Raw genomic sequence first — 17,455 nt, forward strand, 5'->3', positions numbered from 1 at the left:
ACTCGAGGTAAAGTTTTGTCTTCATCGGATAATGTGAATAACACCACAACAGCCACGATTCATTGGAATCCAGAAGGTACCCCTGTGGCTACCGATTACGACGATGTCTATTTTTCTGTAGACAATGGTTTGGCCGAAAGTCGTTACGTTTTTATTGAACAAAATCAACTCACTGAGCGCTGGCAAAACCATCAAAGTCCTAGCTACGTTATCGCCGAGACAGGCTTTGGCACTGGCTTAAACTTTTTGGCGGCATGGCAGCATTACCAGCAATTTCTCGAAACAAACCCCGATACGGCGTTAACTCGACTACATTTTATTAGCTTTGAAAAGCACCCTTTATCACTAAACGATCTAAGCCAAGCCCTAAAACAATGGCCTGAACTTAAAGAGTTCAGTGACCAGCTAATTGCATTCTACCCTCAAATTATGACGCCAGGATGTCATCGAATTGCCTTTCGCCACCCGGTACCCATTACCTTAGACATTTGGATCGGCGATGTGCACCACAATCTGCCAGAAGTCCCGAACATCAGCGGAGGCTTGGTTAACTCTTGGTTTTTAGATGGCTTCGCTCCCAGCAAAAATCCTGATATGTGGACACAAAAATTATTTGAGGGCATGGCTGTACTTTCGGCTGAAGATGCTTCCTTAGCCACCTTTACCGCAGCAGGCTTTGTGAGAAGAGGTTTGATTGAAGTAGGCTTTGATACGCAAAAAGCAAAAGGTTTTGGCCGAAAGCGTGACATGTTAGTGGGCCGTTTTAAACAGCAAACAGCGCCTCAAAGCCTAAACTCCCGACTATACAGCCGCAATGGGATTAGAGCGGGAGAAGACATCGCAATTATTGGCGCGGGCATTGCTGGTGTTAGCCTCGCCTATGCTTTAGTTAAACGTGGAATAAACGTTAGTTTATATGAAAAAAACAGCGCTGCTGCTTTAGAGGCCTCCGGCAACCGACAAGGCGCAGTGTATCCTTTACTTAGCCCTAACCAACCTCACGTTAGTGAGTTTTTTCAGCATGCCTTTAATTATCATCATCAAGTGTTGGCGGAATTGGCACAACAGCAGTTAGAAGTTGAACACGATTACTGCGGCCTATTGCAATTGGCATATAACGAAAAGTCTCAAGCAAAGAATCTCAATATTGCTCAAGCTGGCTACCCTAAAAACTTGGTTTACCCGGTAGATAAGGCTACCGCTAGCGAGCTGGCTGGCGTGAGTTTAGATGATGAAGCTTTGTTTTACCCTCACGCAGGCTGGGTGAATGCAAAACAATGTGTGCAAACCATTCTAAAAGCAGCGGAGCAATCTGGTCTGTTAAGTGTGCACTACGAGCATGAGTTAAGCGAGTTTGAACTAGAGAACCAAGACTGTAGACTACATTTTGGCTCACAGGTAAAACAACATAACAATATAGTTTTCTGTCAGTCTCACCATCTATTGAATTTGCCCCAAGCGGAGCAGCTTCCCATCACCCCTGTGCGTGGGCAAGTCAGCCATATCGAAACAACGCCTCAACTAAGTAAGCTCAGTAAAGTATTGTGTTACGAAGGTTACTTAACACCTGCCAATCAACAGCAACATTGCATTGGTGCCAGTTACATTCGCAATGATTTAAGCCTTGAGCTAAAAGCCAACGAAGCAGAGAGCAACTTAAAGGCAATTAGAAAGTGTCAGCCCCAACCGTGGAATGAGCAACTAAAGCTGGCAAATATACCAGGCCGAGCAGCAACCCGCTGCGCAGTGCGCGACCATTTTCCATTGATAGGCCAATTGCCAAATTTGGAGCAATTGTTTAGTGAGCAATACCAACGGCAATGGCAAGAGGTGAATCCTCCAAGTTATGGTGGAGTATTTGTTGCTATTGGTTTTGGTTCAAGAGGAATATGCAGCGCACCATTTGCTACGGAGTTGTTAGCCGCTCAACTGTGTAACGAACCGATACCACTTAAGCAAAGTACTTTAAATTGCGTTCATCCACATCGTTTTTGGAACCGACGTTTAGTAAAAAACCGCCCTTTAGCCTTAAATTATCGTGAGTTCAAAAATAGATCTGCGTGTTGAATCAACGTTCTAATTGGCCAAGCTAACAAAATAGTCTTGGCCCAAATTGCTGATAACTTAAGGTATTGTTAAACCTAAAGACTCGCCATGGCGTGTTTGACGCTGATACGTACGAACCTTTTGTTGTGCGCTAGCTAAAGCCGCTCTGCCTTTGGCATTAATTAGTGCTTCTAGTTTGTCGCACTCAGTTGCACTTAAGCCTTGAGTTTGCTGAATAAAGCGGTCAACACTTTGTTCTATTAAACGGGTGATTTTTTGGTGGTACTGCTGAGCAGCTGCAATATAGCCAATCCAAGATTGTTGGGCTGCGAAATCTGCATTACTTTGGCTTATCCAACGAGGCATCACTAAATCAGCACTTAGCTGTAACTCCGGTTGGAGGGCCTCGCAACGGTCGTTACGAATTTGCACCTTAGGTGTCCAATTCATTCGATATTGCGCAGCAATACTGTAACGATTTCCTTGTTTTTGGGGACCTTGCGCTTTCAGCTGATTACGTAATTGGTTTAAATCATGAGCGCTAACATCATAATACTCTATACTACTTTGCACCGAGGCAGACTGTGCGCATACAGAAAACAGTATACAAACGGCCACTACTCCTTGCCTGATCCATCTTGCTGGTTTCACTTTAGTTCCTCTAAAAGTCCACTTCCGTTTACTAGCTTTAAAGCTAATTAATAGATTTATTTTTATATTTTGACCCTGCAGCATAACAGACAGTCAGCACAAGTTTGAAACTTTAACTAATAATCAATAACTTCTCGACTAAACTTATCTTTACACCGAACTACAGAACAGTTTTTGTGAATCACCTCAAAGCGCGGCATACAAATCTCTGTTTTTTATCAATTGAGACTTAGCAAGGTTGGCATTTAGCTTCATACTGTCAGCATACAAGGAGAGTTAATAGTAAATTATGTCGTTACCAATTCTCATATGCGATGACTCCAACCTCGCAAGAAAGCAAATGGCCCGCAGCCTTCCACCTGGCTGGGATGTAGAGATAAGCTTCGCCAAACATGGCCAAGAAGGGGTTGACTTGATCCGTCAAGGTAAAGGAGACGTGGTTTTCCTCGATCTCAACATGCCAGTAATGGACGGATATGAAGTACTAGAAGAAGTGCAGAAGAACGATTTACCGGCACTGATTATTGTGGTGTCTGGCGATGTTCAACCCGAAGCCTATACCCGAGTTAAACAACTTGGTGCCCTCGACTTCATTAAAAAGCCTACGAACAAAGCTAAAATTGGTGAAATCTTGGTTGCCTACGGCATTGTTGAATCGCAGCAACTGCTTGAACTTGAAAACGACTTAGCCGCTTTAGATAAAATGCCGGCACCGGTCAACGATACACTTTCACCGAAAATTGTCGATTTTAGGGACCACTACCAAGAGATTGCCAACGTAGCGATGGGACGAGCTGCCGACTTACTAGCGCGCTTACTCGATGCATTTATCGTTTTACCTATCCCTAACGTTAATATTCTTGAAACCAGTGAATTGCATATGGCGCTGACTTCGGTTGAAGAAAACGAAGCAATGTCGGCGGTTTGCCAAGGCTTTATTGGCTCTGGTATCGCCGGAGAAGCGCTGCTTTTGTTCCACGATTCTAGTTTCGCTGATATGTCTAAGCTTATGAATTATCAAGGCGAATTAGATGACAATGGGCAACTAGAAGTGCTAATGGACATTGCCAACATTCTTATCGGTGCTTGCCTGAAGGGAGTATCCGACCAACTAGATGTTGGCTTTTCACAAGGCCACCCCGTGGTATTGGGACAACATTGTAATATCGGCGACTTAATAAACAGTAATACCCAACGCTGGCAAAAAACTTTGGCAATTGAAATCAACTACACTATTGAAAAGCACAACATTCAATGTGACTTATTATTGCTGATTACTGAAGATTCACTGCCAACTCTAAATAACAAAATTTCTTACTTATTTGAGCACCAATGAGCCAACATCAAAATGAAATGAACGAGTTCCACTGGATGCTGGACATGATACAAACTATCGATGTCGGACTAGTGGTGCTCGATAAAGACTACCAAGTACAAGTGTGGAACAACTTCATGGAAACTCACAGTGGCTTGCGTCCCGACCAAGCCCAAGGTAAAAAGCTGTTCTCGCTATTTCCGCAGCTTCCAGAAGATTGGCTGCGCCACAAAATTGATTCGGTGTTTTTTCTAAAGAACCGTGCATTTACCACTTGGGAACAGCGGCCGCACGTATTCCCCTTTAAAAACTATCGCCCAATCACCGGTACGGTAGATTTTATGTACCAAAACATCACCATCATTCCGCTTACGTCATTAACCGGTATCGTTACCCATATTAGTTTAATTATTTATGATGTTACCGATAACGCAGTGAATAAACTTGAAGCGCAAAAGGTCAATGAAGAGCTAAAAATACTAAGCCGTACCGACAAACTCACTCAGTTATACAACCGAGGATACTGGCAAGACAGATTAGAACAAGAGTTTAATCGCTTTGTACGAAACACCGCGCCTAGCTCTCTAGTGATGTTTGATATTGACCACTTTAAACAAGTGAATGATACCTACGGTCATCCGGCTGGCGATAAAATCATTACTTTAGTGGGTGATACCTTACGCAAGGTTATGCGTAAAACTGATATTGCAGGGCGTTATGGCGGCGAAGAATTTGGCGTTATTTTAACCGATACCGATTCGGAGCATGCCAAAATATTTTGTGAACGTTTACGAACCGCTATTGAGGCCTTAAAACCAGTAGTAGATGGGGTGGAAATTCCATTTACTGTGAGCTTGGGAGTGGCAGAGCTAGATGATCAAACTGCCAGTGCTAAAGACTGGTTAGCGAATACCGACCAAGCCTTGTATCAAAGTAAACACAACGGTCGAAACCAAACCAGTCTGTTTGCTCATAAAGCACCTGATTAATACTCAGGAAAACAAACTAAAAAAGCAAAGCCGAAGCTTTGCTTTTTTGATTCTTTACTTAATCACTTAGGCTACAGCAGAAACAACTTGCTGTTGACTATCAGCAAACGAAATAGCATCGCGCCATAAAGCCTCTACCTGCGATTGCATAGTTTCGTCTGTTTCACCGTCAAAGTGAGCATCCAACAAGGCAATATGCATTTGTGATTTTAAGCAATGCACCATTGGGCGACCGCTTAATTCAGTTAGTGTTGCAACAACCCCAAGATGATCACTTAGGTATTGAATAACATTTTTTGGTGGAGCATTTAGATTAGTGTCGTGGCTGTTCAGGTAAGTCTGCAGCAGGGTGACATAATTCTTGAGCATCGGTAACCTCATTTTCAGGGTTCGATACTCGATACATAATATAATCTCGGTAACCAGTAATTACCTTGATGCTTCCAGATAAATTCTTATCTAGTTCTGTATCGCCAGTATCAACAATCAACGGGCGTCCATGCAAAGATTTAAGTTTAGTTTTTGTTGCTACAACTACAATGTTTTCCCGGCCAAGCTTGCGAATAACCGCTGGGCTTAGTTGTTGATTGCCACGGCCAAATAAATGTCCCTGACCACCAATGGGTGTAATCAATAGCTTAGTTTGTACGTCGCTTATTCTATTAATCAGCTCAGCTTCGGTCAAATCCTCTTGGACGATTTGGTGATCTTTAACCAAATCTACTCCTAGAAGAGTATTAGGCAGTGATAACTCCTGCATAATAGCGGCTACAGTGGAGCCTGATCCTGCGATAAACTGCTCATCTTCTAACAACTCTATCACTTCGGCGGCAATATCCTGCAAAACTAGCTCTTCAGATTCAATACCACCTTGCTTAACCGACTGAACATAACGCAATTCATCAGGCACGAGCATCTCGCCAAAACACTTAGCACGCACTCTTCCTTGGCGAAAAGCTTGTTCATCAATATCCATTACATCGGCGCTTTTAAGGCTTAGCATTTCGCCTTTAACTAGCTTCTCAATAACAATGCCACTAGCAGCGGGCGTAACGCCATAAACGCCAGAATGAATCTTACAACCAGCAGGAATACCTAAACACTTAGTTCCCTCGCCCACAGCACTAAGCACGTCTCGAGCGGTACCATCTCCGCCCGCAAAAATGAGTAGCTCTACACCAAGCTTAGCCAGCTGCTGCGAGGCTTGTTGAGTATCAAGCGCATCTGAGGGTTGATTAGCTTGATAAATCACTTCATGAGGCAACGATAGCTTTTGACACAAGTCTTCACCCATTTCGCCAGACGCGGTGTAAACAATAAACGCTTGTTGAACTTGGCTTAGCGCCTGCAAAGCTTGCTCAGCGCGCAAGTTGGCTTTTTTTGTTGCACCCTTAGCAAGTGCCTGTTCACTCACCCCATCAGAGCCTTTTAGCGCTACGCTACCCCCAACACCAGCAATGGGATTTACAATCAAACCCAATTTAATCATTTGCAACCTCAACCAATGCTTGGTTTGCCTTGTTTAACACAGTAATGAATTTTTGAGCCCTTGCCGGGAAGCCTTGCTGCAAATATAGCTGATACTGTTCCTCAACCGCAGCAGCAAATGCGTGGCGGTCACTTTGAAAGCCAGATAAATTATCAACACTCACTTGAAAAGTACGTCCTGCAGCACGCGCTAGACCACACTCCACGGCTTGTGGCTTATATTCCACTTTTTCAAAATCCAATTGCTGCTGTTGGTTTCGCCCATCGGCCTTATACCAATATCCATAATCTTCTAACTGTCGGCGCTGCTCACCGGCAATGCACCAATGAGCAATCTCGTGTAAGGCACTGGCATAAAAACCATGAGCAAACACTATTTGGTGCTTAACCCTGCCTTCACCTGCTGGTAGATAAATCGGCTCATCTTCTCCGGCAACTAGCTCAGTATTTAAATCATCAAAGGTTTCATTAAACAGCAAAATAAGCTGCTTTACGTCATCCAGCATCGCTATTCTCTAGTTCCCGCTATGCTATAAAAAAGCCCCTAAATGCAACATTTAAGGGCTTACTGTTAATGGCTATATGCCTAACGCAGGATCGGCGTTTCTGTCGCTACAGCGCCGTTTTGGCCGCGCTGGCGTAAACAATGATCCATTAACACAATTGCTAACATTGCTTCAGCAATCGGTACTGCGCGAATACCAACACATGGGTCGTGGCGCCCTTTGGTCACAACTTCTACCGGCTTGCCATATTTATCAATAGTTTGCCCGGGTACGGTAATACTTGAAGTGGGTTTTAAGGCAATATGTGCAACCACATCTTGACCTGACGAAATGCCCCCCAACACACCACCGGCATGGTTAGAACTAAAGCCTTCAGGCGTCATTTCATCGCGATGCTCACTACCACGTTGGTTAACTACCGCAAAACCATCACCAATTTCTACCGCTTTAACTGCGTTAATGCCCATTAATGCATGCGCAATATCAGCATCTAAACGATCAAATACTGGCTCACCTAAGCCAACTGGAACTTGCTTAGCAACAATACTTAAACGCGCGCCAATTGAATCACCTTCTTTTTTCAGCGCTCGCATAAACTCATCAAGCTCTTCCAACTTGCTTTCGTCTGGAAAGAAAAACGGGTTCTGCTCAATTTGAGAAAAGTCGATATTCTCAGCTTTTACTGGCCCGAGTTCACTTAAGTAACCGTGGATCTCTACACCGTGATGTTGCTTCAAATATTCTTTAGCGATTACACCCGCCGCTACCCGCATAGCGGTTTCACGCGCAGAGGAGCGACCACCACCACGGTAATCTCGGGTACCGTACTTTTGATGATAGGTGTAGTCTGCATGGCCTGGGCGGAACATATCTTTAATATTAGAGTAGTCTTTTGAACGCTGATCGGTGTTCTCAATCATTAAGCCAATCGAGGTACCGGTAGTCTTTCCTTCAAATACACCTGCAAGAATTTTAACTTGGTCAGGTTCACGACGTTGGGTGGTATAGCGTGATGTACCCGGTCTACGACGATCCAAATCTTTTTGAATCATTGCTTCGTTAATTTCTAGTCCCGGTGGACACCCATCAATAATACAACCCAGTGCAACACCGTGGCTTTCACCAAAGGTTGTTACGCGAAAGAGCTGGCCAATGCTGTTTCCTGCCATTAATTCTATCCTTACTGTTCAAATTGCGAGCGGCAAGCAAGCAATTGCTCGCGGCTAATAATAAATACTCCGTGCCCGCCGTTGGTGAACTCTATCCATGTAAACGGAACATCGGGAAACTGTTGCTGCATATGCACTTGGCTATTGCCAATTTCTACAATTAACAAACCATTTGGAGTTAAGTGATCTGCGGCATCAGCCAAAATCTTTTTAGTTAACTCTAAACCATCAAAACCCGATGCCAAGCCTAACTCAGGCTCATGCATAAACTCATCTGGCAAGTTACTCATGTCTTCAGCATCAACATAGGGTGGATTGCTGACAATTAGATCATAAGTATGTCCTTTCAGCTCATTTAAGCCATCAGACAAAATAGGCGTAACTTGTTGCTCTAAGCCATGCCCTTGAATATTAATCTCGGCTACTGCTAGGGCGTCTTCCGAAATATCAACCGCATCTACTTCTGCTTCGGGGAAAGCATAAGCACAACCAATAGCTATACAAGCGCTGCCCGTGCATAAATCTAGTATCCGCTTAGGCTCTTCTACCAACCACGGCGAGAATTGGGTTTCAATAAGTTCAGCAAAAGGAGAACGAGGCACAAGCACTCTTTCGTCCACGTAAAATTCTAAACCAGCAAACCATGCTTTATTGGTTAAGTAAGCCACAGGCAGGCGCTCTTGAACACGCTTAACCACCAGCTCAACCAATAAACTACGTTCTTGACGAGTTAAACGCGCATGCCTTACCTCTGGATCAACGTCCAATGGTAAATGAAGACTAGGCAAAATAAGTTGTACAGCTTCGTCCCAAGCGTTGTCAGTTCCATGACCATAGAAAACGCCAGAAGCATTAAATCGACTCACCGCCCAGCGGATCATATCTTGAATAGTATGTAACTCATCGATTGCTTCTTCGATAAATATCTTTTCCAATTTGGCCTCCAGATTAAGTACAATCACCCACTATATGGCTTCAGGCACAACTGATAATAAAAGATGAAAAAACCAACTGACGAAGATTTCGCTGCTTTCAAAGAAGCGCTCAAAGGCGTTCGCCAGATAAAACAAGATAAAATAAGTCTTGAGCCCACTCGAATCAAGCAAAAAAGCCAACAAAGGGAAAAACAGCAACATGCGGCCTTAAATAATAGCCAATTCTTCTTTTCTGATGAGTATCACCCTTTGCTACCAGACGAAGGGCCAATGCGGTGGCAAAGTGATGAATGCGATCCCTATGAGCTAAAAAAGCTCCGTCGTGGAGATTATTCCCCTGAGATTTTGCTCGACTTACACGGCCTTACTCAGCTCCAAGCAAAACAAGAAATTGCCGCGTTAATCATTGAGTGCAAGCAACAGCACTACCACGTTGCTTCTATAATGCATGGCCATGGTCAACAAATCCTCAAAACTAAAGTACCGCAATGGTTAGCGCAACATCCGGAAGTACTCGCCTTTCATCAGGCTCCCAAAATACACGGCGGCTCTAGTGCGTTGTTAGTGTTAATTAGTTCTCCAAACTAAAAAACCACTCCGAAGAGTGGTTTCTACTTTCTAAACAAAGCCTATTGTTAAGCGGCTTTATTCTTAAATTCGTCGATGTGTTGGTTCACTTCTGCCACTGTTTGCCGGTGTTTAGTGGTTTTGTGATTTGCCAAAGTTTCTAATTTACCATTTTTAAACTCGTATGCCCCTCGTCCTTGAATATACAAGCGTCCTTTAAAAAACGCTTTAACGTAACGGGCAATTTTAACTGGAGAATAACGGGAAAATATTTTCATTCATTATGTCCACTGCTGTTTTGACAAAACGAATACTACTAGGAGATATTGGCGAATTCTAAGGAAATCGGCAGCAATTCACTGTTCCGCGAAGAAGATCTCAAAAGCACAAAAAACTGGGAACCTTTGAGATTTAGAGCAATACACCAACAGGAAACAGCTAACCGGTTGATAAGTTTGTTTTACTACAAGCTTATCGGGTGTTGCAGTGAGATAAAGCTGTTTTCTTGCCCTACTTGCAACTCAGCAACAGCCGCAGTACTAAATAACGGAGCACCAGCTTCAGCCACTAGGCCTTCAACAATAAAGCCCACTAACGGCAAATGAGATACCACTAGCAAATTACCTTGAGGTTGCTCTAAAGCAAGTTCGTTAATTAAGCTCACCACGGCTACTTCATCGCCAGAAGGCGTTAGCTCGTTTAATTCGATCACTTTAACCGCTTCCGGTAAGCTTTTAGCCAAGCGCTGCCATGTTTGCTGGGCACGCAAATATGGGCTCACTAATACATAATCTAATTGTGCTAGTTTATCCGCTAAATACGCCCCCATTTTACCTACTTCATTTAAGCCAGATTGGTTTAGTGCTCGCTCACTATCGCTAGCAGCGAACATTTCGGCTTCACCATGACGCATGATAAATACTTGCATAAAAGGGCTCTTCTTAATTAATTGAGACGTGTTAAACGTCTAAGCTTACTAATTTTGGCTGCTAATTTAATTGATATGCCACAAAACATCCATCAGAGTTTGCAAGACCAAGTTAAGCGACTGATAATCATACTATCGCCATAAACAAGGAATGTTGCCTTGCGCACTAGCCCTAACGATCCAAAACAATATCGTTACATAACTTTAGACAATGGTCTTAAGGTCTTGTTAGTACAAGATGAAACAGCGCAAAAGTCTGCTGCTTCTCTCGCGGTGAATATTGGCCATTTTAACGATCCCAAGAATCGTGAAGGTTTGGCTCACTTTTTAGAACATATGCTTTTTTTGGGAACAGATTCTTATCCTAAAGCAGGTGAATACCAAAGTTTTATAAACCGCCATGGCGGTAGCAATAACGCGTGGACAGGCACCGAACACACCAATTACTATTTCGATATTGATAACGACTGGTTTGACGAAGCGCTTGACCGTTTTAGCCAGTTTTTCATCTGCCCGTGTTTTAACCCAGAGCTGGTTGAGCGTGAACGACAAGCGGTTAACTCTGAGTACCAACTAAAAATAAAAGACGATGTACGCCGCATTTACCAAGTGCATAAAGAAACGGTAAATCCCGATCATCCCTTTAGTCAGTTTTCTGTAGGTAGCTTAGATACCCTAAGTGATGGTGAAACATCGATTAGAGACGACCTAATCGCCTTTTATCAACAGCACTACTCGGCCGATTTAATGTCGCTAGCAGTGCTTAGCCCCCACGAGCTTGACCAAAATGAAGCCCACGTGCGGCAACTCTTTTCCGCTGTTCCAAAAGTTGCTGTAAATAAGCCAAAAATAGCCCCCTTTTATTTACCTGAGAACCTGGCATTAGAAACCCATATTCAGCCGGTTAAAGATCTGAAAAAGCTCACTTTATCTTTTGGCTTTGGCGACATGGATTCACTTTATCGACAAAAGCCTCTCACTTATATTGCGCATATTTTAGGCTATGAAGGGCCCGGTAGCCTAGTGGCTCTATTGCGCCATGCTGGTTTAATTAACTCTATGGCTGCGGGTGGCGGAGTCAGTGGCAGCAATTTTAAGGATTTTTGCATTAGCTACTCCTTAACCGATGAAGGTTTAAACTGTATTGACTCAATCATCGACGCGAGCTTCAGTTACTTGGAAATGATTCGCCAACATGGTTTACAAGCTTGGCGCTACAGCGAAAAACAGCAAGTATTTGAACGAGCCTTCCTTTATCAGGAAAAATCACGGGCTATCGACTTAGTCTCTCACTTAGCCATTAACTTACAGCATTATCCCGCAGACGATGTTATCTATGGCGATTACGCCATGGAGAACTACGACCAAGCTCTTATCTCGCAATGCTTAAAACAAATTGTCCCAGAGAGAATGCGTATTACTTTGGTATCACCCAATGTTAAGGGAGATAAAATAGCTAAGTGGTACCACACCCCCTATTCGGTAAAACACATTGAACCTGAGCGTATCAAACGCTGGCAATCACCAGGTGAGTTAGAAAGTTTGCAACTACCGGCCAGCAATCCATTTTTGTCTTTTAACCAATCGCCGTTGGTTGAGCCACAAGAACAAGAAGCTGAACCTAGATTGCTGTTTGATAAACCAGGCTTTCGCTTATGGTTTAGCAATGAACCAGAATTTAGAGTTCCTAAAGGGCATTTGTATGTGTCTGTAGATTCAAAACATGCGGTAGCTTCAGTGCGCAACATTGTTTGCACGCGCTTAATGGTAGAGTTGATGCTAGATCATCTCAGCGAGATGACTTACCAAGCCGAGATTGCGGGCATGTCTTACCAGCTTTATGCCCATCAAGGTGGCTACACCTTGCACCTGTCTGGATTTAGTGACAAACAAATCTTGCTACTCAAGATGATCATGAATAACCGCTTATTTGGTCATTTTGAGCGTAAGCGCTTTGGCATAATTAAGCAGCAGTTAGCAAAACACTGGCAAAACCAGATGCAAGTTAAACCTATTTCACAACTGTTTAGCGAGCTAACCTCGTTGTTGCAACCGAACAACCCGCCGCCTAGCGCCTTACTCGAAGAGCTAGAAGACGTTCAATTAGAAGAGCTGCCCGACTTTGTGGCCAAGCTATATCAAAACATTCATATAGAAATGTTGGCTTACGGCAATTGGTCGGAACCAACAATTGAAGAGCTGGGTGAGTTTATTCAGCAAGAAATATCTCCAGATACCAGCCCTTCAAAGGAAACACCAAGAAAGCTTATTAGCATTAAAGATCAGGGAAGCTTGTTATACGAAATTAATTGTCAGCAAAATGACTCGGCGCTAATGATTTATTACCAAAGCCGAGACTTAAGCCCTGAGAGCATTGCCTTGTTTACCCTAAGTAACCACATTATGACCTCAACCTTCTTCAATGAGTTACGCACCAAGCAGCAGCTAGGTTACATTGTGGGAACGGGCAACTTGCCGCTTAATCGCCACCCCGGCATTATTTTCTATGTGCAATCACCACATGGGCAACCGCAAACACTGCTCGATGCCATTAACGACTTTTTGGATGAGTTCCCGGTGCTGATGTTTGAGCTAAGTGACGCGCAATGGCAACAAAGTAAACAAGGGCTAATAGCCCAAATACTAGAGCGCGAAAGCAATATGCGAACCCGTGCTCAGCGTTTTTGGGTAAGCATCGGCAACAAAGATTTGACCTTCAATCAGCGCCAGCGTGCAGCGGAATGCATTGAACGGCTTGAGCGGGTGGACCTCGTCCGATTTATGATGAGCTTAAAAAGCAAGCAGCGAGACCGGGTTATCGTATACAACCATGGAGCAAGTGAGCAGCAAGCAGAGCCTTTAAATACCCACCATTTAGAGACAGTGCGAGTAGTTAAAAGCCGTAGTGAGTTTCAGAGTGATTCAGCAATTTATTGTTATAACTAGAAGAGATAAGAAACTAAAAACAGTGAAGGCTGAATTAAGCCTTCATTCGGCTATCGTTAAAACCTTGGCTGCGCTTTACGTTAAGCTTTTGATGCGTCCAGAGCAGTGGCATACACAGTGGCCCAAACAATAAGCCCACCAATGTCCAACGCCATCGCGGCAAAGAAAACTTAATAGCTTCTACGTAGAAAAATAGCCCAAAACAGACTGACAACAACAAAACGAAAAACATACTACTCGCTCTAATACAGACAGGGTGAAGATGTTAACAGAAATGTCTTAATTACACTAAAGCCAAGGCGAATTATTCACCTTGGCTTTTGTTATGCTTACTTTACAATTTAAGCGTAATAGCTTTGACCTTTATCAGCCATTGCAATCAAGGCTTCGCAAGGTTTAAAACGCTCACCGTAGCTTGATTCCATCGCTTGTAGTTCTTTCACCAAGTTAGCAATACCAATGCTATCCATAGCGCGGAATGGACCACCTAAGAAAGGTGGGAAGCCAATACCGAAAATAGCGCCTAAATCACCATCTCGAGCACTGCGTATAACACCTTCATCTAAACAGCGCGCTGCTTCATTAAGCATCATATAAACACAACGCTTAGACAGGGTAGCAGCATCGAGTGAGGTTTTAGGTTTAACACCCAGTACTGAGTACACCTTTTCATCAACTTGCTTAGCTTTGGCTTTTTTACCTTTGCCGTAGAGATAGAAACCTCGACCGTTTTTCTTACCTAAGCGCTTATCATCGATAAGTTTGGCAAATGCATCTGGCGCTTTAAAACGCTCACCTAGCTCAGCTTCGAGAATCGGAGCAATTTTAGAACCTACATCGATGCCTACTTCGTCAAGCAAGGTCATTGGGCCAACCGGGAAGCCGTAATCTAGTAGCGTTTTATCTAAATGTTCAATGCTCTGCCCTTCTAGCAACAACATGGCGGCTTCATTCATGTAAGGCGCAAGAATACGGTTTACGTAAAAGCCTGCGCCATCTTTCACTACAATTGCAGTTTTACCTTGCTTACGAGCAAACTCTACTGTATCGGCAATGGTTTGCTCATTAGTGCCAGCATGCGGAATAATTTCAGCCAAAGGCATTTTTTCTACTGGACTAAAGTAATGCAGACCAATCACTTGCTCTGGGCGCTCAGCTTTAGCCGCTATTTGCCCAATAGGCAATGAAGAGGTATTGCTGGCAAAAATCGTTTTATGATTACAATTGGCTTCAATATCAGCCACCATTTGTTGCTTAAGCGCTAAATCTTCAAATACTGCTTCCACCACAATTTGGCTATTTTGCATGCCAACAAAATCTGTTCCGCCGGTAATGTTGTTCATTTGCTGCTGCAACTGGGCATTAGTGATAAACCGGCGTTTACGCTTTTTATCTAACAACTTATAGGCGTAATTTAGGCCGCCTAACACACCCTTTTCGCTAATATCTTTAATACGAACTTGTGCTTTAGCTTTGGTCGCCGACACAAAAGCAATGCCCGCTCCCATTAAACCACCACCTAAAACAGCAACTTGATTAATTTTTTGTGGCGACACGCCTTCAAACAAGCTTTCTTTTTTCAGTTCATTCGACGCAAAAAACAAGCCGCGCAAGGCAGCTGACTCAGGGCTTTTCACTAAGTTGGCAAAACGCTTGGCTTCTTCTTGATATGCGGCCTCGGTGTTTTTCTCAATCCCTGCTTTAACACAGGCAATGATCTCGTTAGGCGCTGGGTAATTGCCACGCGTTTTGCTCATGGTTTGCTTGGTTACCTGAGAAAACAACACATTGCGACCAACCGGGTTACCTTCCAATAACTTTGAAATGGTACTTAGTTTAGGTTTTGGTTTACGTTTAGCTTTGCCTGCATACTTCTTGGCAACATCTAGCAGTACGCTGTTTGGTACCATTTCATCCACTAAGCCACTTTTTAGGGCTTGCTTGGGGCGTAACTGTTTGCCAGTAAGCATCATCTCTAAAGCTTGTTGAATACCAACCAGCTTTGGTAAGCGTTGAGTACCACCGCCACCGGGTAACAGACCAAGCTGCACTTCGGGCAAGCCTAGGCTGGTTTTATCATCGTTACTACATACTCGATAATCACAGGCTAAAGCAACTTCTAAGCCACCGCCTAAGCATGGGCCATGAATAGCAGCGATAACCGGAAACGGTAGCTTAGCTAAGCGGGCGAAAACTTTGTGTCCGTCTTGTGAGAGCTTTTGCGCATCGGCGGCTGTATCACAGCTGTCCAACATACCAATATCAGCGCCAGCAATAAACGAATCAGCCTTTCCGCTGTAAACCACCATACCAGTAAGTTGAGACTGAGAAGCTAAGTCATCCAATATGGCATCCAGCTCGGGGCCAAATTCGGCTTTTAAGGTGTTCATGGTTTCACCATGTACATCAATTTTTAGCAGCGCAATATTCTGTTCAATCGTTAAGGTGAAAGTTTGCTGTTCCATTATTCAACCTCCAAAACCATTGCCGCGCCCAAACCACCTGCCGCACAGGCAGTGGTTAAACCTAAACCACCACCGCGACGACGAAGCTCGTTAAGCATTTGCGTAATCATTCGCGCACCAGTAGCGGCAAACGGGTGACCATAAGCAATTGAGCTACCCATTACGTTAAACTTCTCCATGTCAATTTCGCCCAAGGCTTTATCTCGGCCAATAGACTTAGCAAATTCGTCACTGGCAAACATTTTAACGTTAGCTAGGGTTTGAGCTGCAAAGGCTTCGTGCATTTCAATTAAGTCTAAATCTTGCAAACCAATACCTGCGCGGTCTAAAGCAATTGGGGTTGCATAAGAAGGCCCCATTAACATGTCTTCCCATACATCGATGCCAGCAAAGGCATAACTCTTTATGTAACCTAGAATAGGTAAACCTTGCTCTTTGGCTTTGTCTTCTCGCATAAGTAACACCGCTGCGGCACCATCGGTAAGCGGTGTAGCGTTAGCGGCAGTTACCGAACCATGCTTGCGGTCGAATACGGGTTTTAGTTTGGCCAGTTTCTCTTCACTTGAGTCACCGCGCACATTATTGTCACGGCTGATAGAGGTTTTAAAAGGCTCTGGGTAAGCGGTCATTACTTCGTCGTCCAACTTACCTTCTTCCCAAGCCTGATGCGCTAAGCGGTGTGAACGTGCAGCTAACTTGTCTTGGTCGGCGCGTTTAATGCCATGCGTTTTGGCCATTTGCTCAGCGGTTTGTCCCATGGAAATACCGGTTGAGTACTCAGCAACTGCAGGAGGAACTGGCGCTAAGTCTTTAATTCTTAGCTTTTTAATAATGTTCCAACGCTGCCCTGCACTGCGGGCTTTAGACAGCTCAAGTAAACTGCGAGCTAGCTTTTTGCTCACTCCAATAGGTAACACTGAAGATGAATCTGCACCACCAGCAATACCACAATCAATTGTGCCAGCCATAATGGACTCAACCACGTTAACCGTTGCTTGAAAACTAGTAGCACAAGCCCTAGAAACACTATATGCATCAGTAGACACATCTAATGGAGTACCCAAAACAATTTCACGGGCAATGTTTGGCGCTGCAGGCATTTGTACCACTTGACCAAATACCAGTTGTTGAATCTCTTTCACGTCTAGATCTACACGCTTAATTAATTCATTAACCACCATTTTCCCAAGATCTACGGCTGGTACATCATGATAGGCTGTGGCTTGACGCGCAAATGGAGTACGCAAACCCGCAACTACTGCTATGCGTGCGCCATTCGCCGTTTGTAAAGATTGTTGTTGGTGCATTCAATTTATCCTTAACGAGTTAAGAGGTCAGACCTCATAAGCTTTATATTAACCATTTCTTCACATAATTCAAACAAGCGATTAAAACTAGTAGTAAGCCGTCAAATTTAAAGGAAATTTTTTGAGCCTAACTGAAGAGTGTT

At 43.8% G+C, this 17,455-nt stretch carries 16 protein-coding genes; 5 read left to right on the forward strand and 11 right to left on the reverse strand.

Features of this window, described 5'->3' with window-relative positions; genetic code table 11:
* Positions 1–15: 15 nt before the first annotated feature.
* Positions 16–2,067 carry a bifunctional tRNA (5-methylaminomethyl-2-thiouridine)(34)-methyltransferase MnmD/FAD-dependent 5-carboxymethylaminomethyl-2-thiouridine(34) oxidoreductase MnmC gene (gene mnmC, locus LQZ07_RS15510; protein ID WP_152781091.1) on the forward strand — a complete coding sequence of 684 codons (2,052 nt, stop codon included), beginning with the start codon at positions 16–18 and terminating at the stop codon, positions 2,065–2,067.
* 57 nt (positions 2,068–2,124) lie between these two features.
* On the opposite strand, the gene LQZ07_RS15515 is transcribed toward mnmC, so the two are convergent.
* Positions 2,125–2,697 (reverse strand): DUF922 domain-containing protein, encoded by a 573-nt coding sequence (locus LQZ07_RS15515; RefSeq protein WP_194164089.1) that lies wholly within the window; start codon positions 2,695–2,697, stop codon positions 2,125–2,127.
* A gap of 289 nt (positions 2,698–2,986) precedes the next feature.
* On the opposite strand from LQZ07_RS15515, the gene LQZ07_RS15520 reads away from it, so the two are divergent.
* Together LQZ07_RS15520 and LQZ07_RS15525 are read left to right on the forward strand one after the other, a co-directional pair.
* Entirely contained in the window at positions 2,987–4,033 is a 1,047-nt protein-coding gene (locus LQZ07_RS15520) for a response regulator (protein WP_040307574.1), read from the forward strand.
* The gene (locus LQZ07_RS15525; protein ID WP_152781094.1) at positions 4,030–5,001 is read left to right on the forward strand and encodes a GGDEF domain-containing protein; all 972 of its coding nucleotides are present in this window, start codon (positions 4,030–4,032) and stop codon (positions 4,999–5,001) included. The genes LQZ07_RS15520 and LQZ07_RS15525 overlap by 4 nt, the downstream gene beginning before the upstream one ends.
* Before the next feature lie 66 nt (positions 5,002–5,067).
* Here the strand turns inward: LQZ07_RS15525 and LQZ07_RS15530 are convergent, their stop codons facing one another.
* The 5 genes from LQZ07_RS15530 to prmB all read right to left on the reverse strand — a co-directional run bounded on the left by LQZ07_RS15530 (position 5,068) and on the right by prmB (position 9,099).
* Positions 5,068–5,370, reverse strand: coding sequence for a hypothetical protein (locus LQZ07_RS15530; protein WP_152781096.1), 303 nt, complete (start codon positions 5,368–5,370; stop codon positions 5,068–5,070).
* Entirely contained in the window at positions 5,315–6,490 is a 1,176-nt protein-coding gene (locus LQZ07_RS15535; RefSeq protein ID WP_152781098.1) for an ATP-NAD kinase family protein, read from the reverse strand. The genes LQZ07_RS15530 and LQZ07_RS15535 overlap by 56 nt, the downstream gene beginning before the upstream one ends.
* Positions 6,483–6,995: an elongation factor P hydroxylase gene (locus tag LQZ07_RS15540; protein WP_152781100.1), complete on the reverse strand. Its 513-nt coding sequence runs from the start codon at positions 6,993–6,995 to the stop codon at positions 6,483–6,485. The genes LQZ07_RS15535 and LQZ07_RS15540 overlap by 8 nt, the downstream gene beginning before the upstream one ends.
* 80 nt (positions 6,996–7,075) lie before the next feature.
* Positions 7,076–8,164, reverse strand: coding sequence for a chorismate synthase (gene aroC / locus LQZ07_RS15545; protein WP_152781102.1), 1,089 nt, complete (start codon positions 8,162–8,164; stop codon positions 7,076–7,078).
* 11 nt (positions 8,165–8,175) lie between these two features.
* Positions 8,176–9,099, reverse strand: coding sequence for a 50S ribosomal protein L3 N(5)-glutamine methyltransferase (gene prmB, locus LQZ07_RS15550; protein WP_152781104.1), 924 nt, complete (start codon positions 9,097–9,099; stop codon positions 8,176–8,178).
* 63 nt (positions 9,100–9,162) lie between these two features.
* Here prmB and smrB point away from each other — a divergent pair, with 63 nt between their 5' ends.
* The gene (gene smrB, locus LQZ07_RS15555) at positions 9,163–9,687 is read left to right on the forward strand and encodes an endonuclease SmrB (protein ID WP_152781106.1); all 525 of its coding nucleotides are present in this window, start codon (positions 9,163–9,165) and stop codon (positions 9,685–9,687) included.
* A 47-nt stretch (positions 9,688–9,734) separates the two neighbouring features.
* Here smrB and LQZ07_RS15560 read toward each other — a convergent pair whose 3' ends face one another.
* Together LQZ07_RS15560 and sixA are read right to left on the reverse strand one after the other, a co-directional pair.
* Entirely contained in the window at positions 9,735–9,944 is a 210-nt protein-coding gene (locus LQZ07_RS15560; RefSeq protein WP_016403429.1) for a DUF1107 family protein, read from the reverse strand.
* 185 nt (positions 9,945–10,129) lie between these two features.
* On the reverse strand, positions 10,130–10,594 hold the full coding sequence (gene sixA, locus LQZ07_RS15565) for a phosphohistidine phosphatase SixA (protein WP_152781108.1): 465 nt from the start codon (positions 10,592–10,594) through the stop codon (positions 10,130–10,132).
* A gap of 159 nt (positions 10,595–10,753) precedes the next feature.
* Here sixA and LQZ07_RS15570 point away from each other — a divergent pair, with 159 nt between their 5' ends.
* Positions 10,754–13,540 carry an insulinase family protein gene (locus LQZ07_RS15570; RefSeq protein ID WP_152781110.1) on the forward strand — a complete coding sequence of 929 codons (2,787 nt, stop codon included), beginning with the start codon at positions 10,754–10,756 and terminating at the stop codon, positions 13,538–13,540.
* Between the two features lie 34 nt (positions 13,541–13,574).
* On the opposite strand, the gene LQZ07_RS15575 is transcribed toward LQZ07_RS15570, so the two are convergent.
* The 3 genes from LQZ07_RS15575 to fadI all read right to left on the reverse strand — a co-directional run bounded on the left by LQZ07_RS15575 (position 13,575) and on the right by fadI (position 17,312).
* Positions 13,575–13,772, reverse strand: a complete 198-nt coding sequence (locus LQZ07_RS15575; RefSeq protein ID WP_152781112.1) for a hypothetical protein — start codon at positions 13,770–13,772, stop codon at positions 13,575–13,577.
* Between the two features lie 109 nt (positions 13,773–13,881).
* A complete protein-coding gene (gene fadJ / locus LQZ07_RS15580) occupies positions 13,882–16,005 on the reverse strand; it encodes a fatty acid oxidation complex subunit alpha FadJ (protein ID WP_152781114.1) in 2,124 nt (707 codons plus the stop codon).
* Entirely contained in the window at positions 16,005–17,312 is a 1,308-nt protein-coding gene (gene fadI, locus LQZ07_RS15585) for an acetyl-CoA C-acyltransferase FadI (protein WP_016403434.1), read from the reverse strand. The genes fadJ and fadI overlap by 1 nt, the downstream gene beginning before the upstream one ends.
* Positions 17,313–17,455: the final 143 nt, after the last annotated feature.

It is taken from the genome of Agarivorans sp. B2Z047 (genome assembly GCF_023373605.1).
Lineage (GTDB): Bacteria > Pseudomonadota > Gammaproteobacteria > Enterobacterales > Celerinatantimonadaceae > Agarivorans > Agarivorans albus.

Excerpts from the sequence above, each read along its gene's own strand:
- LQZ07_RS15520 (WP_040307574.1), top strand. The coding sequence starts at position 2,987 with ATGTCGTTACCAATTCTCATATGCGATGACTCCAACCTCGCAAGAAAG.
- LQZ07_RS15525 (WP_152781094.1), top strand. The coding sequence starts at position 4,030 with ATGAGCCAACATCAAAATGAAATGAACGAGTTCCACTGGATGCTGGAC.
- LQZ07_RS15530 (WP_152781096.1), bottom strand. The coding sequence starts at position 5,370 with ATGCTCAAGAATTATGTCACCCTGCTGCAGACTTACCTGAACAGCCAC.
- LQZ07_RS15535 (WP_152781098.1), bottom strand. The coding sequence starts at position 6,490 with ATGATTAAATTGGGTTTGATTGTAAATCCCATTGCTGGTGTTGGGGGT.
- LQZ07_RS15540 (WP_152781100.1), bottom strand. The coding sequence starts at position 6,995 with ATGCTGGATGACGTAAAGCAGCTTATTTTGCTGTTTAATGAAACCTTT.
- aroC (WP_152781102.1), bottom strand. The coding sequence starts at position 8,164 with ATGGCAGGAAACAGCATTGGCCAGCTCTTTCGCGTAACAACCTTTGGT.
- smrB (WP_152781106.1), top strand. The coding sequence starts at position 9,163 with ATGAAAAAACCAACTGACGAAGATTTCGCTGCTTTCAAAGAAGCGCTC.
- LQZ07_RS15560 (WP_016403429.1), bottom strand. The coding sequence starts at position 9,944 with ATGAAAATATTTTCCCGTTATTCTCCAGTTAAAATTGCCCGTTACGTT.
- sixA (WP_152781108.1), bottom strand. The coding sequence starts at position 10,594 with ATGCAAGTATTTATCATGCGTCATGGTGAAGCCGAAATGTTCGCTGCT.
- LQZ07_RS15575 (WP_152781112.1), bottom strand. The coding sequence starts at position 13,772 with ATGTTTTTCGTTTTGTTGTTGTCAGTCTGTTTTGGGCTATTTTTCTAC.
- fadJ (WP_152781114.1), bottom strand. The coding sequence starts at position 16,005 with ATGGAACAGCAAACTTTCACCTTAACGATTGAACAGAATATTGCGCTG.
- fadI (WP_016403434.1), bottom strand. The coding sequence starts at position 17,312 with ATGCACCAACAACAATCTTTACAAACGGCGAATGGCGCACGCATAGCA.